The sequence below is a fragment of the Streptomyces sp. NBC_00075 genome (assembly GCF_045041225.1).
Classification (GTDB): Bacteria; Actinomycetota; Actinomycetes; order Streptomycetales; family Streptomycetaceae; genus Streptomyces; species Streptomyces adonidis.
The window spans coordinates 3534954-3557632 of record NZ_CP108243.1 but is presented as its reverse complement, the minus strand read 5'-3'; the positions used below and the strand labels follow the sequence as shown (position 1 = coordinate 3557632).

Annotated in this window: 21 protein-coding genes and 1 pseudogene; 17 read left to right on the top strand and 5 right to left on the bottom strand. The window is 70.5% G+C overall.

Translation table 11 applies throughout. The features are described from left to right. The first annotated feature begins 22 nt into the window (after window positions 1-22). The 3 genes from OG787_RS15170 (at window position 23) to nudC (ending at window position 6060) form a co-directional block, all read left to right on the top strand. Window positions 23-3523 carry an ATP-dependent DNA helicase gene (locus OG787_RS15170; protein WP_405535490.1) on the top strand — a complete coding sequence of 1167 codons (3501 nt, stop codon included), beginning with the start codon at window positions 23-25 and terminating at the stop codon, window positions 3521-3523. A 10-nt stretch (window positions 3524-3533) separates the two neighbouring features. Next, window positions 3534-4946 carry a dipeptidase gene (locus tag OG787_RS15165; RefSeq protein WP_405535489.1) on the top strand — a complete coding sequence of 471 codons (1413 nt, stop codon included), beginning with the start codon at window positions 3534-3536 and terminating at the stop codon, window positions 4944-4946. 166 nt (window positions 4947-5112) lie between these two features. After that, window positions 5113-6060 carry an NAD(+) diphosphatase gene (gene nudC, locus OG787_RS15160; protein ID WP_369036326.1) on the top strand — a complete coding sequence of 316 codons (948 nt, stop codon included), beginning with the start codon at window positions 5113-5115 and terminating at the stop codon, window positions 6058-6060. A 57-nt stretch (window positions 6061-6117) separates the two neighbouring features. Here nudC and OG787_RS15155 read toward each other — a convergent pair whose 3' ends face one another. After that, entirely contained in the window at window positions 6118-6375 is a 258-nt protein-coding gene (locus tag OG787_RS15155; RefSeq protein ID WP_369036325.1) for a glutaredoxin family protein, read from the bottom strand. A 202-nt stretch (window positions 6376-6577) separates the two neighbouring features. Between OG787_RS15155 and OG787_RS15150 the strand changes: the two genes are divergently transcribed. The 5 genes from OG787_RS15150 to OG787_RS15130 all read left to right on the top strand — a co-directional run bounded on the left by OG787_RS15150 (window position 6578) and on the right by OG787_RS15130 (window position 10479). After that, window positions 6578-8773 (top strand): ATP-dependent DNA helicase UvrD2, encoded by a 2196-nt coding sequence (locus OG787_RS15150; protein ID WP_405535488.1) that lies wholly within the window; start codon window positions 6578-6580, stop codon window positions 8771-8773. A 171-nt stretch (window positions 8774-8944) separates the two neighbouring features. After that, window positions 8945-9268 (top strand): hypothetical protein, encoded by a 324-nt coding sequence (locus OG787_RS15145; protein WP_369036323.1) that lies wholly within the window; start codon window positions 8945-8947, stop codon window positions 9266-9268. A gap of 172 nt (window positions 9269-9440) precedes the next feature. Further along, a complete protein-coding gene (locus OG787_RS15140) occupies window positions 9441-9809 on the top strand; it encodes a WhiB family transcriptional regulator (RefSeq protein ID WP_020119791.1) in 369 nt (122 codons plus the stop codon). Further along, window positions 9806-10129, top strand: a complete 324-nt coding sequence (locus OG787_RS15135) for a hypothetical protein (protein WP_164409200.1) — start codon at window positions 9806-9808, stop codon at window positions 10127-10129. Before OG787_RS15140 ends, OG787_RS15135 begins: the two co-directional genes overlap by 4 nt. A 122-nt stretch (window positions 10130-10251) precedes the next feature. Beyond that, entirely contained in the window at window positions 10252-10479 is a 228-nt protein-coding gene (locus tag OG787_RS15130; protein WP_369036322.1) for a hypothetical protein, read from the top strand. Between the two features lie 6 nt (window positions 10480-10485). On the opposite strand, the gene OG787_RS15125 is transcribed toward OG787_RS15130, so the two are convergent. Next, window positions 10486-11850 (bottom strand): ABC1 kinase family protein, encoded by a 1365-nt coding sequence (locus OG787_RS15125; RefSeq protein WP_369036321.1) that lies wholly within the window; start codon window positions 11848-11850, stop codon window positions 10486-10488. Next, the gene (locus OG787_RS15120) at window positions 11843-13054 is read right to left on the bottom strand and encodes a TOMM precursor leader peptide-binding protein (protein WP_405540490.1); all 1212 of its coding nucleotides are present in this window, start codon (window positions 13052-13054) and stop codon (window positions 11843-11845) included. Before OG787_RS15120 ends, OG787_RS15125 begins: the two co-directional genes overlap by 8 nt. 338 nt (window positions 13055-13392) lie before the next feature. Between OG787_RS15120 and OG787_RS15115 the strand changes: the two genes are divergently transcribed. The 4 genes from OG787_RS15115 (at window position 13393) to OG787_RS15100 (ending at window position 17255) form a co-directional block, all read left to right on the top strand. Continuing rightward, window positions 13393-13995: a M48 family metallopeptidase gene (locus OG787_RS15115; protein ID WP_405535487.1), complete on the top strand. Its 603-nt coding sequence runs from the start codon at window positions 13393-13395 to the stop codon at window positions 13993-13995. Window positions 13996-14128: 133 nt separating this feature from the next. Then, window positions 14129-15790 (top strand): TerD family protein, encoded by a 1662-nt coding sequence (locus OG787_RS15110; RefSeq protein WP_405535486.1) that lies wholly within the window; start codon window positions 14129-14131, stop codon window positions 15788-15790. An 11-nt stretch (window positions 15791-15801) separates the two neighbouring features. Beyond that, window positions 15802-16482: an AIM24 family protein gene (locus OG787_RS15105; protein ID WP_369036318.1), complete on the top strand. Its 681-nt coding sequence runs from the start codon at window positions 15802-15804 to the stop codon at window positions 16480-16482. A gap of 17 nt (window positions 16483-16499) precedes the next feature. Then, the gene (locus OG787_RS15100) at window positions 16500-17255 is read left to right on the top strand and encodes an AIM24 family protein (protein ID WP_405535485.1); all 756 of its coding nucleotides are present in this window, start codon (window positions 16500-16502) and stop codon (window positions 17253-17255) included. Window positions 17256-17307: 52 nt separating this feature from the next. Here OG787_RS15100 and OG787_RS15095 read toward each other — a convergent pair whose 3' ends face one another. After that, window positions 17308-17823 (bottom strand): NUDIX hydrolase, encoded by a 516-nt coding sequence (locus OG787_RS15095; protein ID WP_405535484.1) that lies wholly within the window; start codon window positions 17821-17823, stop codon window positions 17308-17310. Next, window positions 17820-19223, bottom strand: coding sequence for a zinc-dependent metalloprotease (locus OG787_RS15090; protein ID WP_405535483.1), 1404 nt, complete (start codon window positions 19221-19223; stop codon window positions 17820-17822). Before OG787_RS15090 ends, OG787_RS15095 begins: the two co-directional genes overlap by 4 nt. Window positions 19224-19411: 188 nt before the next feature. Here OG787_RS15090 and OG787_RS15085 point away from each other — a divergent pair, with 188 nt between their 5' ends. The 5 genes and pseudogenes from OG787_RS15085 (at window position 19412) to OG787_RS15065 (ending at window position 22656) form a co-directional block, all read left to right on the top strand. After that, window positions 19412-20524: an SDR family oxidoreductase gene (locus OG787_RS15085; RefSeq protein WP_369036314.1), complete on the top strand. Its 1113-nt coding sequence runs from the start codon at window positions 19412-19414 to the stop codon at window positions 20522-20524. Next, a pseudogene (locus tag OG787_RS15080) lies at window positions 20496-20741 on the top strand (hypothetical protein); the annotation flags it as partial. The gene OG787_RS15085 and the pseudogene OG787_RS15080, both read left to right, overlap by 29 nt. A 31-nt stretch (window positions 20742-20772) precedes the next feature. Continuing rightward, a complete protein-coding gene (locus OG787_RS15075; RefSeq protein ID WP_369033546.1) occupies window positions 20773-21234 on the top strand; it encodes a molybdenum cofactor biosynthesis protein MoaE in 462 nt (153 codons plus the stop codon). Window positions 21235-21344: 110 nt separating this feature from the next. Beyond that, window positions 21345-21503 (top strand): hypothetical protein, encoded by a 159-nt coding sequence (locus OG787_RS15070; protein ID WP_189147013.1) that lies wholly within the window; start codon window positions 21345-21347, stop codon window positions 21501-21503. A 58-nt stretch (window positions 21504-21561) separates the two neighbouring features. Then, complete coding sequence (locus OG787_RS15065) at window positions 21562-22656, top strand: PDZ domain-containing protein (RefSeq protein WP_405535482.1); 1095 nt, start codon at window positions 21562-21564, stop codon at window positions 22654-22656. The last annotated feature ends 23 nt before the right edge of the window (window positions 22657-22679 follow it).

Sequence of the window (22679 nt, the reverse complement as noted above, 5' to 3'; positions counted from 1 at the left end):
GGCCGCCGCTAGCCTCTCTCACGTGCCAGCCAGTATCAGCGACCCCGAGCAGCTCAAGGAGCTCCTCGGTATCCCGTTCACCCCGGAGCAGACGGCCTGCATCATCGCGCCGCCCGCCCCGCAGGTGATCGTGGCCGGAGCGGGGTCGGGCAAGACGACGGTGATGGCGGCACGCGTGGTGTGGCTCGTCGGCACCGGCCAGGTCGCCCCCGAACAGGTACTCGGCCTCACCTTCACCAACAAGGCCGCCGGTGAACTCGCCGAACGCGTCCGCAAGGCACTCGTCAAGGCGGGCGTCACCGACCCGGACGTCATCGACCCCGACAACCCGCCGGGCGAACCGGTCATCTCGACCTACCACGCCTTCGCCGGCCGCCTGCTGACCGACCACGGCCTGCGCATCGGGCTCGAACCCACGGCCCGCCTGCTCGCCGACGCCACCCGCTTCCAGCTCGCCGCGCGCGTACTGCGCGAGGCCCCCGGTCCGTACCCGGCACTCACCCGCTCCTTCCCGGACCTCGTCAGCGACCTCCTGACCCTCGACGCCGAACTCGCCGAACACCTCGTCCGCCCCGAGGAACTGCGCGCGTACGACGCCGAGCTGCTGCTGGCCCTGGAAGGTGCCAAACTCACCAACGCGGACCTGCGCAAGGTCCCCGAGACGGCCGCCGCCCGCCGGGAACTCACCGAGCTGGTGACCCGCTACCGGGCCGCCAAGCGCGAGCGCGACCTCCTCGACTTCGGCGACCAGATCGCCCACTCCGCGACGCTCGCCCGGATCCCCGAAGTGGGCCGCGTCCTGCGCGAGGAGTTCCGGGTGGTCCTCCTCGACGAGTACCAGGACACCTCGGTGGCCCAACGCGTCCTCCTGGCAGGCCTGTTCGGCGGCGGCACCGGCCACCCGGTGACCGCGGTCGGCGACCCCTGCCAGGCCATCTACGGCTGGCGCGGCGCCTCCGTCGCCAACCTCGACGACTTCCCCGAGCACTTCGCCCACGCCGACGGCGGCTCGGCGGCCCGCCAGTCCCTCAGCGAGAACCGCCGCAGCGGAGGACGTCTCCTCGACCTCGCCAACGGCCTCGCCGAGCCCCTGCGCGCCATGCACGCGGGCGTGGAGGCCCTCCGCCCCGCACCCGGCGCAGAACGCGACGGCCAGGTGCGCTGCGCGTTGCTGCGCACCCACGCCGAGGAGATCGAGTGGCTCGCCGACTCCATCGCCCACCTCGTGAACACCGGCAAGGCACCCGGCGAGATCGCCGTCCTGTGCCGCACCGCCACCGACTTCGCCGAGATCCAGGGCGCGCTCGTCGCCCGGGACATCCCCGTCGAGGTCGTCGGGCTCTCCGGGCTGCTGCACCTGCCCGAGGTCGCCGACCTGGTGTCCGTCTGCGAGGTCCTTCAGGACCCCGGGGCCAACGCCTCCCTGGTCCGGCTGCTGACCGGCCCGCGCTGGCGCATCGGCCCGCGCGACCTCGCCCTCCTGGGCCGCCGGGCCCGCTTTCTCGTGTCCCACGCGCGCGTGGGTGACACCGACGACCCGGACCGCCGGCTCGCCGAGGCCGTCGAGGGGGTCGACCCCTCCGAGGTGATATCGCTCGCGGACGCCCTCGACACCTTCCTGGAGACGTCCCTCAGAGGAGAGGGCGACGACGACGGGCTGCCTTTCTCGCCGGACGCGCGCGTGCGCTTCGCCCGGCTCGCCGTCGAACTGCGCGACCTGCGCCGCTCACTCGCCGACCCGCTGATGGACGTACTGCACCGCGTGCTCGCCGTCACCGGCCTGGAGGTGGAGCTGTCGGCGTCCCCGCACGCGCTGGCCGCCCGCCGTCGCGAGACGCTCTCCAACTTCCTCGACGTCGCCGCCTCGTTCGCCGCCCACGAGAGCGAGGCGAGCCTGCTCGCCTTCCTCGGCTTCCTGCGCACGGCGGCGCAGTACGAGAAGGGTCTCGACAACGCCCTGCCCGGCGGCGAGAACACCGTCAAGGTGCTCACCGCCCACAAGTCCAAGGGGCTGGAGTGGGACGTCGTGGCCGTCCCCGGCCTGGTCACCGGCACCTTTCCCAGCGCCCAGGGCCGCGAGAAGTGGACCTCCCAGGCCAAGGTCCTGCCGCACGAGCTGCGCGGCGACACCGACACACTGCCCGACATCGAGGCCTGGGACGCCAGGGGCATGAAGGCTTTCCAGGAGGCGATGAAGGACCACCAGCACACCGAGGAACTCCGCCTCGGCTACGTCACCTTCACCCGCCCCCGCTCCCTCCTGCTCGGCTCCGGCCACTGGTGGGGCCCCTCCCAGAAGAAGCCCCGCGGCCCCTCCGACTTCCTCCAGGCCCTCCACGACCACTGCGTGGCCGGACACGGCGAGATCGAGGCCTGGGCGGACGAACCGGAGGAGGGCGAGGAGAACCCCGCCCTGCACGCTACGAGCGCCGACCAGCTCTGGCCCCTCCCGCTGGACGACGCCGCGTTCCGCCACCGCAGGGCCGCTGCCGAGACGGTCCTCGCCCACCTGGAGACCCTCGCCTCCCACGAGGACGGCCACCCTGCGGCCGCGCCGGACCCGGACATGTACGAAGACCCGGACTGGCCCCCGCCGCCCGACGACGACGAGATTCCGTACGAGGACGACGAACCACTTGACGACGGCCCGCTGGACGATGCCTCGCTCCCGGAGGACGACGACGCAGACTGGGACGCCTTGTCCACGGACCGCCCCGAACCGCCCACACGAACGCCCTCCCACGCGCGCGTGCCCACCGTGCCCCACGCCCGCCGACACCCCGCCGAAGCGGATCTCACCCCCGAGGAGGCCCGCGCCGTCGCCTCCTGGGACCGCGACCTCGACGCACTCACCGGGGAACTGCTCCGCGCGCGGGAGAGCGTCACCGACGTACCCCTGCCCCCGTCGCTGACCGCTACCCAGCTGATGCTCCTGGCCGCCGACCCGGACGCCCTCGCGCAGGAGCTGGCCCGCCCCATGCCACGCCCGCCACGGCCCGCCGCCCGCCGGGGCACCCGCTTCCACGCCTGGGTCGAGTCCCGCTTCGAGGAACTGCAGCTCCCCATGCTGGAACCCGAGGAACTGCCCGGCAGCGACGCCGAGATCGCCGACGAACGCGACCTGGAGAACCTCAAGGACGCCTTCGAGCACACCCCGTACGCACACCGCACGCCCTACCGGGTCGAGGCCCCCTTCCACCTCGCCATCGCCGGACGCGTCGTAAGGGGCCGGATCGACGCCGTCTACAAGGAAGGCGACGGCGACGAGGCGACGTACGAGATCGTCGACTGGAAGACCCACCGCGCCCCCACCGCCGACCCCCTCCAGCTCGCCGTCTACCGCCTGGCCTGGGCCGAACAGCAGGGCGTGCCGCCGGAGGCCGTCGGGGCCGCCTTCCTGTACGTGCGCAGCGGCGAGATCGTACGGCCCGATCTCCCGGACCGGGCCGCGCTGGAGCGGCTGCTCCTGGAGGAGCCGGCCGCGTTCGAAGTACCGGACGAGGATGTCAGTGCGGGCCGATAGGCTCTTGACCATGAGCCATCCCGTTGACAGTGACGTCAGCGCCGTCCGTACGTACATCGAGCAGCACCGCGCGGCCTTCCTCGACGACCTCGCCGAGTGGCTGCGCATCCCGTCCGTGTCGGCCCAGCCCGACCACGCCGCCGATGTACGCCGCAGCGCCGACTGGCTCGCCGCCAAACTCCGGGAAACCGGCTTCCCGACCGTCGAGGTCTGGGCGACCCCCGGTGCCCCGGCGGTCTTCGCCGAGTGGCCCGCCGACGACCCCGCCGCCCCCACGGTCCTCGTCTACGGCCACCACGACGTGCAGCCCGCCGCCCGCGAGGACGGCTGGGACAGCGACCCCTTCGAACCGGTCGTCCGGGGAAACCGCCTCCACGCGCGCGGGGCCGCCGACGACAAGGGCCAGGTGTTCTTCCACACACTCGGCGTCCGCGCCCACCTCGCCGTCACCGGCCGCACCGCACCCGCCGTCCACCTGAAGATGCTCGTCGAGGGCGAGGAGGAGTCGGGCTCCATCCACTTCCGTGACCTCGTCGAGGAGCACGCCGACCGGCTCACCGCCGACGCCGTGATCGTCTCCGACACCGGCATGTGGGCCGAGGACACCCCCACGGTGTGCACCGGCATGCGCGGCCTCGCCGAGTGCGAGATCCAGCTCCACGGACCCGACCAGGACATCCACTCCGGCTCCTTCGGCGGCGCCGTGCCCAACCCGGCGACCGCCGTCGCCCGCCTCGTCGCCGCACTGCACGACGAGCACGCGCGCGTTACGATCCCCGGTTTCTACGACGGCGTCACCGAACTCGGCGACCGCGAGCGCGAACTCCTCGCCGAACTCCCCTTCGACGAGAAGGAGTGGCTGCGCACCGCCAAGTCGTACGCCACCCACGGCGAAGCCGGACACACCACCCTGGAGCGCGTCTGGACCCGCCCCACCGCCGAGGTCAACGGCATCGGCGGCGGCTACCAGGGCCCCGGCAGCAAGACCATCGTCCCGGCCTCGGCCATGGTGAAGCTCTCCTTCCGGCTCGTCGCAGGCCAGGACCCCGACCACATCGAGAAGATCGTCCGCGACTGGACCGCGGCCCGGGTTCCCGACGGGATCCGGTACGAGATCACGTTCGCGGCGGCCACGCGCCCGTGCCTGACCCCGCTGGACCACCCCGCCCTGCAGTCCGTCGTACGCGCCATGAGCCGCGCCTTCGGCAAACCGGTCCGCTACACGCGCGAGGGCGGCAGCGGCCCGGCCGCCGACCTCCAGGACGTCCTCGGTGCCCCCGTGCTCTTCCTGGGCATCTCCGTCCCCTCCGACGGCTGGCACGCCCCGAACGAGAAGGTGGAGATCGACCTGCTCCTCAAGGGCGTCGAGACCACCGCCCACCTCTGGGGCGACCTCGCAGGGAACTGGCGCCATGAGTCCTGACGACCCCGCGCGGTCGGAGTCGGCAGCCGTCCCGGGGCACACTGGGAGCACTGCCCCGCACCCGCCCGAGCCCGCTCGAAAACCACCGCCCCCCACGCGTCCCCACCCGCATCCCGCCGAACCGCCCGCCGAAATATCCGTTCCACCGGGGGAGTTGGAAGCACCTGTGACCACCTGGACCGACCACACCGCCGACCGTCCGATCTCGCTCACCGCCCCCAGCGGCATCGACCGGGCCGCGCACCACCGGCTCGACGAGGCCTGGCTCGCCGCGGCGTGGAGCCACCCCACCACCCGCTGCTTCGTGGTCTCCGGCGGCCAGGTCCTCATCGACGAGACGTCCGAAGGACGTACCGAACTCGTCATGACCCCCTCCTTCGAAGCCCCCCTCACCGAGGCGCACCGCTACTTCCTCGGCAAGGACGAGGAAGGCACCAGCTACTTCGCCCTCCAGAAGGACGCCCTGCCCGGCCGCATGGACCAGTCGGCGCGCCCCGCCGGTCTGCGCGAGGCCGGCCTGCTCCTCTCGCCCCGGGACGCGGGGCTGATGGTCCACGCCGTCGCCCTGGAGAACTGGCAGCGGCTGCACCGTTTCTGCTCCCGCTGCGGCGAGCGCACCGTCATCGCCGCCGCCGGCCACATCCGCCGCTGCCCGGCCTGCGGCGCCGAGCACTACCCGCGCACCGACCCGGCGGTGATCATGGCCGTCACCGACGAGGAGGACCGTATCCTCCTCGGCCGCCAGGTCCACTGGCCCGAGGGCCGCTTCTCGACGCTCGCCGGATTCGTCGAGCCCGGCGAGTCCATCGAACAGTCGGTGCGCCGCGAGGTGTTCGAGGAGGCCGGCATCCTCGTCGGCCACGTCGAGTACGTCGCCAGCCAGCCCTGGCCGTTCCCGTCCAGCCTCATGCTCGGCTTCATGGCCCGCGCTGCCTCCACCGACATCGAGGTCGACGGCGACGAGATCCACGAGGCACGCTGGTTCTCCCGCGAGGAGCTGCGCGCCGGCTTCGAGTCCGGCGAGGTCCTCCCGCCGTACGGCATCTCGATCGCGGCCCGCCTGATCGAACTCTGGTACGGCAAGCCACTGCCGAAGCCGGGCAGCGCGCTCTGACCCATGAGAAGACCCCCGCGCGGCCGCCGGGCCGGTCGGGGGTCGGGGACACGCGGGTCAGGCGCCGAGGGCCTGCTTCACCTGCGCGAGGCTCGGGTTCGTCATCACGACCTCGGGGCCGTCGTTGGAAGGCACGATCAGCACCGTGGGAACCGTCTGATTGCCGCCGTTCGCCTTCTCCACGAACGCCGCGGAGTCCGGGTCCTGCTCGATGTTGATCTCGTTGTACGCGATGCCCTCGCGGTCCATCTGGCTCTTCAGCCGACGGCAGTAGCCGCACCACGTGGTGCTGTACATCGTCACAGTGCCCGGCATGTCTCTCGCGCTCCTCAGCAGTTCGGGGGACGGGTGCTCGCTGTGGTGGAACGTACGCGACCCGTCCGCCATTCCCGAGGGGGGTATCCGGGAGTATCCGGGGGTTTCCGAGAGGGACACGCCTGCCACATTAGTACGACTGCAAGGGGGTGCCTGTGGACAACCGGCTCACCTGTCTCCGGCGACCTGGCAGCATGGCCGTGTGACAGCAGCAACGCACTCCACCCTCTTCCCGCAGGTTCCGGACTCGGCCGACGCGGTGCTCGACGGACTCGATCCCGAGCAGCGCGAAGTGGCCACCGCCCTGCACGGTCCGGTGTGCGTGCTGGCAGGCGCCGGCACGGGAAAGACACGGGCGATCACCCACCGCATCGCCTACGGCGTCCGCGCCGGGATCCTCCAGCCCTCCAGCGTGCTCGCCGTCACCTTCACCGCCCGGGCGGCCGGTGAGATGCGCGGGCGCCTGCGGCAGCTCGGCGCAGGCGGAGTCCAGGCGCGTACCTTCCACTCGGCCGCGCTGCGCCAGCTCCAGTACTTCTGGCCGAAGGCCGTCGGCGGTTCCATGCCCCGCCTCGTCGACCGCAAGATCCAGCTCGTCGCCGATGCCGCGGCCGCCTGCCGTATCCGCCTCGACCGGGGCGAACTGCGGGACGTCACCGCCGAGATCGAGTGGTCCAAGGTCACCCAGACCGTCCCCGCCGACTACGCGCCCTCCGTCGCCAAGTCCGGCCGCGTCGCCCCCCGCGACCCGGCCGAGATCGCCCAGATCTACGCCACCTACGAGGACCTCAAGCGGGACCGCTCCGTCATCGACTTCGAGGACGTCCTGCTGCTCACCGTCGCCGTCCTCCAGGACCGGCGCGACATCGCCGAACAGGTCCGCTCCCAGTACCAGCACTTCGTGGTGGACGAGTACCAGGACGTCAGCCCGCTCCAGCAGCGGCTGCTGGAACTGTGGCTCGGGGAGAGGGACAACCTGTGCGTGGTCGGCGACGCCAGCCAGACCATCTACTCGTTCACGGGAGCAACTCCGGACCATCTGCTCGACTTCCGCGTCCGCCACCCCGGTGCCACCGTCGTCAAGCTGGTCCGCGACTACCGCTCCACCCCCCAGGTCGTCCACCTCGCCAACGGCCTGCTCGCCCAGGCCCGAGGCCGTGCCGCGGAACACCGCCTGGAACTGATCTCCCAGCGCGACCCGGGACCCGAGCCCGGCTACACCGAGTACGCCGACGAGCCTGCCGAGGCCGAAGGCGCCGCCCGCCGCATCCGCGACCTTGTCGCCGCCGGCGTCCCGGCGGGCGAGATCGCCATCCTGTTCCGGACGAACTCCCAGTCCGAGACGTACGAGCAGGCCCTCGCTGATGCCGGAGTCCCCTACCAACTGCGCGGCGCCGAACGGTTCTTCGACAGACCCGAGGTGCGCAAGGCCATCAGCGCGCTGCGTGCCGCCGCCCGCTTCGGAGGCAACGACTCCCTCCTGGACGATGTCGTCGACCTGCCCTCACAAGTGCGTGCCGTGTTGTCGGGAGAGGGCTGGACGAGCGAGCCGCCCGCGGGCTCCGGGGCCGTGAGAGAGCGCTGGGAGTCGCTGGCCGCACTGGCGCACCTCGCACAGGACTTCACGGCCGCGAAATCGGGCGCCACGCTCGCCGACCTCGTCGCCGAACTCGACGAGCGGGCGAACGCCCAGCACGCCCCGACCGTGCAGGGCGTCACCCTCGCCTCCCTCCACTCGGCCAAGGGCTTGGAATGGGACGTCGTCTTCGTCGTCGGAGTCGCCGAGGGCATGATGCCGATCTCCTACGCGAAGACGGACGAGCAGATCGAGGAGGAGCGCCGTCTCCTCTATGTCGGTGTGACCCGTGCGCGAGAACGCCTCCATGTCTCCTGGGCGCTCTCCCGCGCCCCCGGAGGCCGCCCGAACCGCCGCCCCAGCCGCTTCCTCGACGGCCTGCGCCCCGGCTCCGTCACCACCGCCCACCGGACGGGCACGGCCGGCCCAGGCGGCATCGAGCGCGGCTTCGGCGGCAGCCCCGGCGTGGCCCCGCGCCGGACCCAGAGAACACCGGCCCGCTGCCGGGTCTGTGGGCGCACGCTGACCGACGCGGGCGAGATGAAACTGATGCGCTGCGACGAGTGCCCCTCCGACATGGACGAGGGCCTCTACGAGCGGCTGCGCGAGTGGCGGGCGGACCAGGCGGCGCGCAGTGGGCAGCCCGCCTTCTGCGTCTTCACCGACCGGACCCTGATGGCGATCGCGGAGACCGTCCCGGACGAAGCAGGGGAGTTGGCCCGCATCCCCGGCGTCGGGGTGCGCAAGCTCAACCGGTACGGAGCCGATGTCCTGGCCATCTGCGCTGGTCAGGGAGTTGAGGGTGAGGGCGGGAGTGACTGATTCAAACTCGTCGGAAAAATAGTTTGCGCATGCCCCGGCAATCCCCATAGGTTCTTAGCCACGGGCACGGAGTCTTCTCAGAAGACCTGGATCCGTGCTGTACTTCATAGTCGTATATCCGTTGGACTGGTTCACCCCAGTCCCCCAAGACGCCGAGAGGAGGCGAGTCCAGTGATCAGCATCTACACCAGCTCTGTCAGCGAGGTCAAAATGACCGATCTCTCGGCCGTCTCCCTGTGCATGCTCGGCGTCTCGAACCTGGGCACCGGTCTGTCCGGCATTCCTGCCGTCCGGCCGGCGTCCTCCCTGTCTCTCGCGGGTCTCCCTGTCCGCGAGCGCAATGAGCGACCGATCAAGGCACTGGAAGCAGGAGCAGTAAAGGCACAGGCCCCGGTCTATGCCTTCGCGGCCGGTGCCGGATCCCTGAAGCAGACGACGCAGCACCACACGATGTGGGCCTTCCGTGGGCCAGAACCCTGGAGTGATCCAGCCTGAGTGATCAGGCCGGCGCCTTCAGGGCCGCGGAACCCCATCCGGGATCCGCGGCCCTTCTGTTTTCCCCGAACGGGGACGACGGAGTGAAGGGGCCTCGGGACAAGAGAAAACCCGCCGGTACCAGCCACACCGGCCCAACAGGGCCGGGACGAACAGACGAGGAAGACGAACCGTGCAACTCGAAGCGCACGCCCCGTCAGTACCGCCTTCCGAAACGATCCCCCCGCCCGGCCTCACGGAGGACTCCACCTTGATCCCGCTCACTGCGCTCACCGCGCTCGACGACGCCATCGAGAACCTCGGCGTACCCGTCCCCTGCCGTTCCTACGACCCGGAGGTCTTCTTCGCCGAGTCGCCGGCCGATGTCGAGTACGCCAAGTCGCTCTGCCGCACCTGCCCGCTGATGGAGGCCTGCCTCGCCGGCGCCAAGGAGCGGCGTGAGCCGTGGGGTGTCTGGGGCGGCGAACTGTTCGTCCAGGGTGTCGTCGTGGCCCGCAAGCGGCCGCGTGGCCGTCCGCGCAAGAACCCGGTCACGGCATGAACATCACAGGAACGATCGACCGCCCCTTCACGCACGACCCCAAGAAGCAGGCCCCGATGACGCCGACCACCAGCGAGCCAGTCGGCTCCGCGACCCCGGACTTCACCACCACCGGTGCGAACGACTCGCGCCAGAACAGGACCCGAGAGATGCAACTCATCCCAGAAGCCCTGGCTCGTGCGCATATGCACGACCGCCTTCAGGAGGCCGAGCGGGAACGCCGCGCGCACCGCGTGGTGACCGCCCGTCGGCTCCAGCGCCGAGCCGAGCGCGCCTCGCTGCGTGCCCGCCGTGCGCTTGCCATGGCGGTCATGCAGTAACGACCACGGCGATTCGGCAGTAACAGCAGTCCCTTCCCGCGGGGGCCGGTCCGTCCGAACGGACCGGCCCCCGCAGTGCGTTGTGCCCGCCGGACCACCGGTCACAGCGATATCGTCGGCTGGTGACGAGTGTTCCAAGCAGCAACGACCTCCCCGGTGGCGGTGACGACAGCGGTTCCTCCACGGAACCCCACACCGTCGTGTGCGCCCACTGCGGCACGCAGGCCGAGGGCCCGCCGCTGACCTGGACCTGCTCGGTGGAGAACGGCACGCGTCACTACCTCTGCGACACATGCGCCCGGCAGAACCTCAGAGCGATCGAGGGACGGCTGGACTCGGCCTGGTGGTGAACCGGCTCAGACTCCGGCAGCCGACGCCTCCTCCTCGTCCTCCGGCAGGAAACCCGGCAGCCACTCCTCCAGTTCCGCGCGCATGCGGACCGTCGCCCCCAACTGGCACAGGACACCGATGGTGCTCAAGGTCACCCGGTGGATCAGCAGATACGACGGGGGCAGGTTGAGGCGCTTGCCCAGTTGGTGTGCGGGGGAGCGCGGGTCGGCTATGCGAGCCGCCTGGTTGCGCATCCAGCCTCGGGTGAAGGTGAACTCGTCCGCCTGCGCCGGTTCGATGATCGGCAGGAGGTAGTCGAGCACGGCGTCGGGGTCCAGGTCGATGGAGTCCTTGACGAAGCCTTCCGCGCAGAGGGTCTCGTAGACCGCCTCGGCCTGGCCGTCCAGGGTCAGCCGCAGTGAGTCGCCGATCGTCGGGGGCAGACCGCCCGGGAGCCGGTCGACGGTGCCGAAGTCCAGCACACCCAGACGCCAGTCGTCCTTGCCGGCCGGGCCGCCGGGCAGCAGACGGAAGTTGCCGGGGTGGGGATCGGCGTGCAGGAGGCCGGTGCGGGCGGGGCCCGAGAACAGGAACCGGGCCAGCAGCTGGCCTGCGCGGTCCCGCTGCTCCCGGGTGCCGTCGGTGATCACCTCCGACAGCGGTATGCCGTCGATCCACTCCGTCACCAGGATCTGCTCGCACTGATGGACGACGTCCGGTACCACGACGTCCGGATCGTCCGTGAACTCCGCCGCGTGGGCCCGCTGGGCCTGGGCCTCCAGGCCGTAGTCGAGTTCCTCGGAGACGCGGTCCCGGAGTTCGGCGATGAGCGGCTTGATGTCCATCCCGGGGATGAGTGGGCCCAACAGGCGGGCGAAGCGGCTCAGTTGGTTCAGGTCGGAGAGCAGTGCCTCGCCGGCGCCCGGATACTGCACCTTGACCGCGACCTCGCGTCCGTCGTGCCACACCCCCCGGTGCACCTGGCCGATCGAGGCCGCGGCGGACGGCTTCTCCTCGAACTCCAGGAACAGTTCCTGCCAGTCCGCGCCGAGCCGCTTCTCCAGAACCGAGTGCACCGTGCGCGTAGGCATCGGTGGAGCCGCTTCCTGAAGCTTCGTCAGCGCCGCGCGATAAGGGCCCGCGACCTCCTCGGGCAGGGCCGACTCGAAGACGGACAGGGCCTGCCCGAACTTCATCGCGCCGCCCTTCAGCTCGCCGAGGACCTTGAACAGCTGTTCCGCCGTGCGCTGCTGCAACTCGCGGCCGACGATGTCCGCCGACTCACCGACGATCCGTTTGCCCAGTCCCCAGGTCGCCCGCCCGGCGATACCGAGCGGGAGCGCGGCGAGCTTGGCGGTACGGGTGACCGCCTTCCGGGGAAGATCAGACATGCGCCCTCCAAGTTCCGGACGGCCGCGTCGTGTGTGCCTTACGGCGTAACCCGGTCGACGGCCGTTGCTCAGCCATTGTCTCGTGCGACTCCCCGTCCTCGGAGGTGCGTTGCCCCTTCTTACTTTTCTCCTCGGCACCGCAGGGACATGCGGGGTGCGCCCAGACCGGGCGGGCGTGCCAGTCGAGCCCCGGGAGGGAGACCTCCCAGCGGGCACCCGCAGTGGACGGGGTCCTGCCGTCCAGGAAGGCCAGCGCATGGCTCGCGGTCAGCCCCGCGACCGTCGTCGCCAGGGGCAGGTCGCAGGCCCTGACCTGGCGTGGTCGTGCGGAACGCCACTGCGCGACCAGTCGTGGCCAGACGGCGTCCCGGTCGACGCGCCAGCGGTCCATACAGCCGGCGCAGGCCGTCTCCCCGGGCAGTACCAGCGGGCCCACGACACCGGTTCCCTCCACGACACCGGCGTACAGATGCGGTGTGCCGGAGGTCACGAGTGGTTCGGCGGCGGCCGGGTCGGGCGCGTGCACGGCGAGGTCGTCGCGCGGGGCGAGGATCACCAGGGAGAAACCGGGGTCGCTCTCGCCGGGCGGCGACTGGACCTCCGTACGCCGTGGTGCGCGGTCCGGGGCCGCCCGTCGGACAGCGCGCCGGGCGGACTCGTCCCGGCGTTCGCCGACGGACTCGGCGGGCAGGCCACCCGGTGCGACGTCCCACGGCTCGACCACGCCGCCGTCGCGCACATCGACGTGACCCACCCCCGCACCCGCCAGCAGTGACGCCACCACCGCGCCCACCCTGCCCGCGCCCCGGACCTGCACGCGCAGTGACCGGCGGGCGGCCAGCCGTGCCATCGCCTCGCCCGGTGCCGGTGCGACCAGGGAGAGGGAGGCAAGATCGGGGCTCAGCCGCTCCAGGACCTTCTTCTTGCCGCGCAGCGTTTCGACGGCCGGGCCGCCGCCCGTCGCGTCGTCGAGGAGGCCGGCCTCGCCCAGTCGCTCCACCAGTCCGTCGACATGATGGACCGGCAGGTCCATGCGATGCCCTTCCTCGTGGAGGCGGGACAGTCCGCGCGTGCCGTCGAGCATGTTCAGGAAGCTGCCCGTCGCCGTGTCCATCGGACCGAGGGTCATCGCGTGTGCGGGTGTCATCCCGAACTGGACCGTGTTCAGATCCCGCCAGCCACGCCGCAGCGCGGGTTTCATCATCGGATGGGTGACGCGCGGGCGGGTCTCACCCGAGTGGGTCGTGTCCGGCGGCGCGACAGACGTGTCCGGTGTGTCCGACGCAGGCGCGGGTGTGGTGGTTGATCGCATGGCAGGCCCCCGTAGCCAGAGAAAGTCCCCGTTGAAAGTCCCTGTTTGTCGGCGGATGTCGGTGCTCGTTCCGTCGACGAGAGTCAGCATGCCGGGTTTGCTCATCGGGCGTCGAAAGTTGTCCACAGGCGGTGGGTATTCGTCGTACAAATCAAACGCATGGTGGGGGATCGACGCCGAACCGTCCCGGAGTCAAGACTTCCCCCATGTGCAGCGGGTAACGTCGTGCCGTGCCCGCCGACCCACTGCACCGCGCCGGAAACCCACAGCGCAGTACGACGAGCCAGCCGCCAAGCGGCTCGGGGGCGAGCGTGATCGAGGTTCGCAGGAGTGCCCGGCGACGCCGGACGGTCTCCGCGTACCGCGAGGGCGATCGCACCGTCGTGCTCATCCCGGCCCGGATGTCCGAGGCCGAGGAACAGCGCTGGGTGACTGTCATGCTCGACAAACTGGCCGCCCAGGAGAGCAAACACAAACGGGTGCCCGGCGACAGCGAGCTGGCCGAGCGCGCCGAGCAGCTTTCGGCCCAGTACTTCGACGGCCGGGCCCGGCCCACCTCGGTGCGCTGGGTCACCAACCAGAACACGCGCTGGGGCTCGTGCACCCCGGCCGAGGGCAGCATCCGGCTGTCGCACCGGTTGCAGGGCATGCCCGAGTACGTCGTCGACTACGTCCTCCTCCATGAGCTGGCCCATCTGCTGGTACCCGGACACGGGCCCCGCTTCTGGCGGCTCCTGGACGCCTATCCGCGCACCGAGCGGGCCCGTGGCTACCTCGAAGGAGTGGTCGCCGCCGACCGGCTGCCGCATCCGCCCTCCGCGCGCGGGGAGTGATCTCCGGGCGGCGGGCGCACGGTGGTGACGGGGCGTTGTGTACCGGGTTTGTACCGGCCTCGGTCACGGCCGGAATTAGCCGTTAGCCTGACCCGACGCATTCGGCATTCGGGATGGGGGACGGTCGGTACGCATGGCCAGGGAATTCCAGCGCGGCCACAAGGCCAGGATCAGTGATCTCACCGCGGGCACGGATCTGTACGTAGGCGTGCAGATCTCCGGACCGGGGCTGACCTTCGACATCAGCTGCTTCGGCCTCGACGCCGACGAACAGCTCTCGGACGACCGGTACTTCGTCTTCTTCAACCAGCCGAAGTCTCCCGAGGAGTCCATCCAGCTCCTGGGCGCTCAGGCGGGCGACACGGAGTCCTTCCGCGTCACGCTCGACCGGATCCCGCCGCAGATCCAGAAACTGTCGTTCACGGCCACGCTCGACGGCGCCGGGCAGATGTCGCAGATCGCCCCCGGATACGTCCGTATCGTCGCCGGCGGCGAGGAGGTGGCCCGCTACTCCTTCGACGGCTCGGAGTTCTCCACCGAGCGGGCCGTGATGCTGGGCGACTTCTACCTGAAGGACGTGTGGCGGTTCGCCGCGGTCGGACAGGGTTTCGACGGCGGCCTCGACGCGCTGCTGAAGAACTTCGGCGGGGAGGTCGCCGAGGAGGAGACCCCTGAGCCGCAGCAGCCCCAGCCCGCTGCCGCTCCCGGGTTCGCGCCTCCCGCGTTCGGCGTTCCGGCGCCGGCCCCGGCCGCTCCGCAGCCCGCCGCCCAGGGTTTCGCGCCCCCTCCGGCAACCCCCGCGCCCCCGGCTCCGGCCCCCGCGCCGTCGATGCACGCGGCTCCCACGATCGTCGCGCCCATGACACCGCCCGGCGGTGCCCAGGTGCCGCCCCCGGCTCCGGCCCCCGCGCCCTACGGACAGCCGGTACCTCCGCAGGCTCCCCAGCCCCCGCAGGCTCCGTACGGCCAGGTACCCGGTCAGACCGGAACGCTGCCCCCCGGCTACGGCCAGCCGCAGCCGCCCCAGGCTCCTCCCGGTCCTCCCAGCCCTCCCGGCTTCGGCCAGCAGCCGCCGTTCGGGCAGGTCCCCGGCCCGCAGGCCTCCTACGGGGTGCCGCAGGGCGCCGGGCAGAACCCCGGTGTCACAGCCGCGCTCCAGCAGTTCAAGGAGACGCCGACCGGGCAGCGCTGGACACCGCAGAGCAAGAAGCTGATCCGTGTCGACCTGGGCGTCGGCGGCCAGCCCGTGCTGGCCCGGCAGGGCAGCATGGTGCTCTACCAGGGCAAGGTCGACTTCAGCTACAAGGGCGCCGGATTCGCCGGCCGGATCGTGGGCAACGCGACCGGCCAGGAGATGCAGCTGATGCGCTGTACCGGCCAGGGCCAGGTGTTCCTCGCCGACAACTCCACCCATCTGCACCCCGTGGAGCTCCAGGGAGACGCGATCTGCGTCTCCGCCGAGAACGTCCTCGCCTTCGACGAGAGCCTCCAGTACGAGGTCCGCCGCGTCGAGGGACACGGCATTCCCGGCGGCGCTCTGTTCACGATGCAGTTCCAGGGCACCGGCACGATCGTCGTGAAGACGCACGGCACGCCCGTGGTGCTGCCCGTCACGCCCACCACGTTCGCCGACTGCAACGCAGTGGTCGCCTGGTCGGCCGCCTCCCAGGTGGTCGTCTCCAGCCAGGTACGGATGCGCCGCAACGCCTACCCCGGCGACACCGGAGAGAGCGTCAACCTCCAGTTCCGAGGCGCGCCCGGAAACTTCATCGTCGTCCAGCCGTACGAGGTCTGAGGGAGCCCGTCATGAACCAGCCGCTCGCGGGCTACGCTCCCGCACCCGTCACCGCCCGCATGGAGAACCACGGCAACCACATGCTGAAGGTCGCCATGCAGACCGGAAACGACCTCCTCGCGCGCGTGGGGTCGATGGTCGCCTATGAAGGCTTCGTCCAGTACGAGCCCAACCCGCCGGCCGTACGCCAGATCGCGCGCGACTGGGCCACCGGCGAGGGCGCGCCCCTGATGAAGTGCTCGGGGGACGGCCTGCTCTATCTCGCCGACTACGGCGCGAACGTGATCGTGATCAACCTCAACGGCGACGGTATCTCCGTCAACGCCACCAACCTGCTCGCCTTCGACGCACACCTCACCTGGGGCGTCGAGCGGGTCAAGGGGCTGGCGAAGTTCGCCGGGCAGGGCCTGTGGAACACCAGGATCTCCGGGCAGGGCTGGGTCGCGCTGACCTCCCGGGGCAAGCCGATCGTCGTCGACTGCGGTGGCGGCGAGGACGAGACGTACGTCGACCCGGACGCGCTCGTCGCCTGGTCCCCGAACCTCAAGGTGAAGGGCAAGCGCAGCTTCAAGGCGCAGTCGCTCATCGGCCGGGGCAGTGGCGAGGCCTTCCAGATGGCCTTCTCCGGCCAGGGCATCGTCGTCGTCCAGCCCAGCGAGGACAGCACCGACCGTCTCCGGATCCGGGGCTGAGGGGGAGCCAGAACGCCATGCAGAGCCCACTTTTCGCGCACAACGACTCGCAGACCCAGGAACGCTGGAGTTTGCAGAACAAGCAGATGCTCCGGGTCACCCTGGAGGGCAACGACGACATCCTCGCCCGCAAGGGCACGATGGTCGCCTACCAGGGCCTGATGGAGTTCGACGCCGAGTACCAGAGCGGCAACCAGAGCCGCTCCCGCGCCCGCACGGGCGAGGGCCTGGACCTGATGCGCTGCCACGGGCAGGGCACGGTCTTTCTCGCCAACCTCGCCCAGCACATCCATCTGGTGGACGTGGAACAGGACGGGCTGACGGTCGACAGCAGTTACGTACTGGCGATGGACTCCGGGCTGCACCACGAGGTCATCGCCGTGGACAGCCTGTACGGCATCTCCGGTTCCGGGAAGTACCAGCTCAACATCACCGGCCGCGGCAGGGTCGCCCTGATGACCTCGGGCGCGCCGCTGATGATGCAGGTGACGCCCGACAAGTACGTCAACTGCGACGCCGACGCGATCGTCGCCTGGTCGACCGGCCTGCGTGTGCAGATGCAGGCCCAGACGCACACCTCCGGTGTGTGGCGGCGCCGCGGCAACACGGGTGAGGGCTGGGAGCTCAGCTTCATGGGCAGCGGCTACGCGCTGGTCCAGCCCAGCGAGTTGCTGCCGCCGCAGCACGCCCAGATCGGCCAGGGCGCCGCCGCCCAGTTCGGTATGGGGCAGCAGGGGGTCCGGGCGCAGAACCAGGGCAACGCCTGGAGCTAGCCGGAGCGGACATGTAAGGGGCGACCACCATGGGCGGTCGCCCCTTACCCGTTCACAGTCTGGCGCGCGTCGCTTCGAGCAGTCGTACGACCGAGTCGTCCGCCACGCCCGCCACTTCGTCGTACGGGAACCAGCGCAGGTCCAGGGACTCGTCGCTGATCGCCTCCACGGCTCCCCTCGGAGCCACGGCGGCGTACTGCACGTCCAGGTGCCAGGCACAGGGCGTGTGGTGCCGGTCCAGGCGGACCGGAGTGCTCTGGAGCAGCCGCAGCGACGGGATGCCGGACTCCTCCGTGGCCTCGCGGAGCGCGGCGTCCGCCAGCGTGTCGTCGCCCTGCTCGCAGTGCCCGCCCATCTGGAGCCACATCCGCAGCTTCTTGTGGAGCGTGAGCAGGACCCGCTCACGCTCCGGGTCGATCACCAGAGCGCTGGCCGTGATGTGTCCGTCCTTGCAGGCCTTCCACATCCCGTCGGGATGGCCGTCCAGATGGTCCAGGTAGACCTGACGGAGATCCTGCTGGTCCTCGTACTTCTCCAGCACCTGGACCGCGTCACCGTGGAGCGTCACTCGGAGTCGTCGTCCTTCTTCAGGTTCGGCTTGTCGGCGGAGCCGCCCGCCGCCTCGCCGAGCATCTTGTCCAGCTCCGAGAAGTCCAGCTGCTCGCGGTGCACGAAGCCGTCCGGGTCGTCCAGGTCGGAGGCCGTCGGCAGCATGTCCGGGTGGGCCCACAGGCCGTCACGGCCGTCGACACCGCGCGCGTCCGTCAGCGACGCCCACAGGCGCGAGGCGTCGCGCAACCGGCGCGGGCGCAGCTCCAGGCCGATCAGCGTGGCGAACGTCTGCTCGGCCGGGCCGCCCGAGGCACGCCGGCGGCGCAGGGTCTCGCGCAGCGCGTCAGCGGACGTCAGACGGGGCTTCGCGGCAGCGTGGACCACCGCGTCGACCCAGCCCTCCACGAGCGCCAGAGCCGTCTCCAGACGGGCCAGGGCGACCTTCTGCTCCGGGGTGTCCTCCGGCTGGAACATGCCCTGCTGGAGCGCTTCCTGGATCTGCTCCGGGTTCTGCGGGTCGAACTGGCCGACCACGTCCTCCAGCTTGGCCGTGTCGACCTTGATCCCGCGCGCGTAGCCCTCGACCGCGCCGAACAGGTGCGAGCGCAGCCACGGCACGTGGGCGAAGAGGCGCTGGTGGGCGGCCTCACGCAGGGCGAGATACAGCCGCACCTCCTCCTGGGGCACACCCAGGTCCTTGCCGAACGCCTCGATGTTCGCCGGCAGCAGCGCGGCCCGGCCCGCCGGGCCCAGCGGCAGACCGATGTCCGTCGAGCCGACGACCTCGCCCGCGAGCACGCCGACGGCCTGCCCGATCTGCGTACCGAACATGGCGCCGCCCATGGAGCGCATCATGCCGATCAGCGGGCCCGCCATGGCCTGCATCTCCTCGGGCAGGACATCGCCCATGGCCGCGCCGACACGCTCGGCGACCGGGTCGACCAGCTCCTTCCACGCGGGCAGGGTCGCCTCGACCCACTCCGCGCGGCTCCACGCCACGGCGGAACTCGCACCGGACGGCAGCGACGTCGCGTCGTCCAGCCACAGGTCCGCCAGCCGGACGGCCTCCTCGACCGCCGTGCGCTCGGCGGGACCGATGCTTGAGTCCTTGACGCCGTCGGACGTCCCCTGGGAGACCGTCTGGCGGGCGATCTGCTTGGCCATGTCCCAGTTCACCGGACCGCCCTCGTACGAGAGCATCTGGCCCAGCTGCTGGAACGCCGCGCCCAGGTCGTTGGGGTTCATGGAACCGAACATGGCTGCGAGCGGATTGTCGCCTCCTGGACCGCCGAAGCCGGGCAGTCCGAAACCGAACGGTCCCTGACCACCGCCGCCCTGCTGGTCCTTCTTCTTGCCCTCGTCGCCGTTCTCCGGCTCCTCCGGCGGAAGGCCGAATCCGAATGGGGTGTCACTCACGGGATTCCTCGGCTGGTAAGGCCGTCGGCTCTTCGACGGCGGCTGCCCGACAACACCACCCAGCCTAGACACCGCGGCCGGTTGTGGGGCTCGGTGCTCCGCCGACTCCTGGCCTGCGGCAGGATGGATGTCACCTGGTACGTACGCGTCACGCGCGTCCTTACTGAAGACAACCGCTGGAGACGCCGGTGAGTTCCCCAGATCCGCAGGTTCGCGCAGCGCGAAACCACTCAACCAACCCGGCCGTACGAGGGCCGGTCGTCGCGGTCACCGGCGCCGCGACCGGCATCGGAGCGCTGCTCACCGAGCGGCTCGCCGCGTCCGAGGAGATCAAGCAGGTCGTCGCCATCGACGAGCGGCGCGGCGAGTGCGCGGCGGCGCAGTGGCACATCATCGACGTACGGGATCCGGCCATCGCGGAGAAGCTGCGCGGCGCCGACGTCGTGGTGCATCTGGCCGTCGATCTGGACCTGGAGACGGACGGGGCCGCCCGAACGGCGTACAACGTGCGCGGGACGCAGACCGTGCTGACGGCTGCCGCCGCGGCCGGGGTCCATCGGGTCGTGCTGTGCACGTCGGCGATGGTCTACGGGGCGCTGCCGGACAACGAACTGCCGCTGGCGGAGGACGCCGAGCTGCGGGCGACCGCCGAGGCGACGGGTGTCGGTGACCTGCTGGAGATCGAGCGGCTCGCGCGGCGCGCACCGCGGGCGCATCCCGGGCTCAATGTGACGGTCGTGCGGCCCGCGGTGCTGATCGGAGGCACGGACACCGCTCTGACCAGGTACTTCGAGTCGCCTCGGCTGCTTGTCGTGGCCGGGTCGCGGCCTGCGTGGCAGTTCTGTCACGTCGAGGATCTGTGCAGCGCTCTTGAGTACGCGGTGCTGGAGAAGGTCGAGGGGGAGCTTGCCGTCGGGTGTGACGGGTGGCTGGAGCAGGAGGAGGTCGAGGAGCTGAGCGGGATCCGGCGCATGGAGCTGCCGTCCGCTGTCGCTCTGGGGGCGGCTGCCCGGCTGCACCGGATCGGGCTCACGCCGTCTCCCGCCGGGGATCTGGCGTACACGATGTATCCGTGGGTGGTGAGCGGGAGTCGGTTGCACGATGCGGGGTGGCGGCCTCAGTGGAGCAATGAGGAGGTGCTTGCTGAGCTGCTCGAGGAGGTTGCGGGGCGGCATACCGTGGTGGGGCGGCGGCTGGGGCGGAAGGATGCGACTGCGGCGGGGGCTGCTGGGGCGACGGTGGCGTTGTTGGGTGCGGCTGCGGTGGTTCGGCGGGCTCGGAAGGCTCGGCGGCGGATCTGAGGGCCGGGGGTGGGGTGGGTTTGTTTCGCCCCCGCCGCCCCTACCCGTCCCATCCCTGGGGGCGCTGCCCCCAGACCCCCTTGTCGCGCTGAACGCGTTCGTCCTCAAGCGCCGGACGGGCTGGAGGTGCCTGGGGGCTGTGGTGGAGGGTGCGGCGGGTGGGTGGGCAGAAGCTCGGCCTGAACGGCCTCGTCCTCAGACGCCGGACGGGCTGAAATGACCGCGCCCTGAGATGGCACGATGGGGGTATGGCATCTCTCAGTGATCATCCTGGTGAGCAGGGCGCTTCGGAGCCCATCAAGCTTCTTGCTGTTCGGGATGAGGCGCTCTCTCTGGATGAGGTTTTTCGGGCCGTGGGGGACGACTCCGCCGGGGGGACCGCGCTCTTCGTGGGGACCGTGCGGAATCATGACGGGGGTGCCGATGTCGAGGCGCTCGGCTATTCGTGTCATCCCAGTGCCGAAGCCGAGATGCGGCGTGTCGCCGAGAAGGTCGTCGCCGAGTTTCCGGTGCGGGCGCTCGCCGCTGTGCATCGTGTTGGGGATTTGCGTGTGGGGGATCTGGCTGTCGTTGTCGCCGTGTCCTGTCCTCATCGGGGGGAGGCCTTCGCCGCGTGTCGGAAGTTGATCGACGACCTCAAGCACGAAGTGCCCATCTGGAAGCACCAGACGTTCTCCGACGGGACCGAGGAATGGGTCGGCGCCTGCTGAGCCACCCGGCTCCGGTTGCGTAACCGGCCCCCGGGCGTGAGCGTTAACACAGCGGAGGTTAATCTGCTGATCAGTCAGTTGCGGTCACTCTTTGGGGTTGGGAGGTCGGCATGGCGGCGCTCGCCTGGTTGCTGATTCCGCTGGTGGCTGCGATCGGCGCCGGCCTGTGGGGAAGTTGGGCCAACCGGACTCGCAGGACCCGCGGTGACGGGCCCGAGCTCGATGGTTATGTGCGGTTCCGTGAGGCCATGGAGAAGTCCCGCACCTGAGACACCGCATGGGCGGCCCTGACGGTGCGCCGACAGGACCGTCCCGTACTGTCGTGCCATGCCACGCCGCACCGCGACGATGCTCGCCTCCACCCTCATGCTGATCGCGCTCCTCTGCGCAGGAGTGTTCATCACCGTGCCGTACGCGGAGATGTCGCCGGGGCCGACCGTGAACACACTCGGGGACCACGACGGCGAGCCGGTGCTGCAGATCTCCGGGCGCAAGACCTACCCGACTTCCGGGCACCTGAACATGACCACCGTCCGGGTCACCAGCGCCGACTACAACATGAACCTCGTCGAGGCCGTGTACGGATGGCTCGCGCACGACAACAAGGTCGTGCCGCACGACACGCTCTACCCGGACGGCAAGACCGAGGAGCAGTCGACCCAGGAGAACGCCGAGGAGTTCAGTCAGTCCCAGGAGAGCGCCAAGGTCGCGGCCCTCAAAGAGCTCGACGTTCCTGTGCAGTCCTGGGTGATCGTCTCCACCGTGCTCAAGGGGTCTCCTGCCGAGGGCGCGCTGCACGCCGGTGATGTCATCAAGGCCGTCGACGGTACGACCGTCAAGGAGCCCACCGACGTCGCCAAGCTGGTGACCAAGCACAAGGCCGGCGAGAAGGTCGTCTTCACCATCGTGCCCGCCGCGGAGCAGGCCGCCGCCGAGAAGGCGAACCGGGCGGCGACCAAGACGCAGGACATCACCATCACCACCGCCAAGTCCGACGACGACGGGGCCGAGCGCGCCATCGTCGGGATCTCGGCCGGGACCGATCACACCTTCCCGTTCACCATCGACATCAAGCTCGCCGACGTGGGTGGCCCGAGTGCGGGGCTGATGTTCGCCCTGGGGATCTACGACAAGCTGACGTCCGGGAGCCTCACCGGCGGCAAGTTCGTGGCCGGTACCGGCACCATCGACGACGACGGCAAGGTCGGTCCCATCGGCGGGATCGAGATGAAGACCGTCGGCGCGCGGGACAAGGGGGCCCAGTACTTCCTGACGCCCGCCGACAACTGCGCGGCCGCCGCCAAGGACACCCCCGAGGGGCTCACGCTCGTCAAGGTGGGCACCATCGGTGACGCGTTGAGCGCCCTCAAGGACATCCGCTCCGGAGACACCGGCGATCTGCCGAAGTGCAGCACCGAGTGAGCAGTCCGTAGGACTGCTCACTC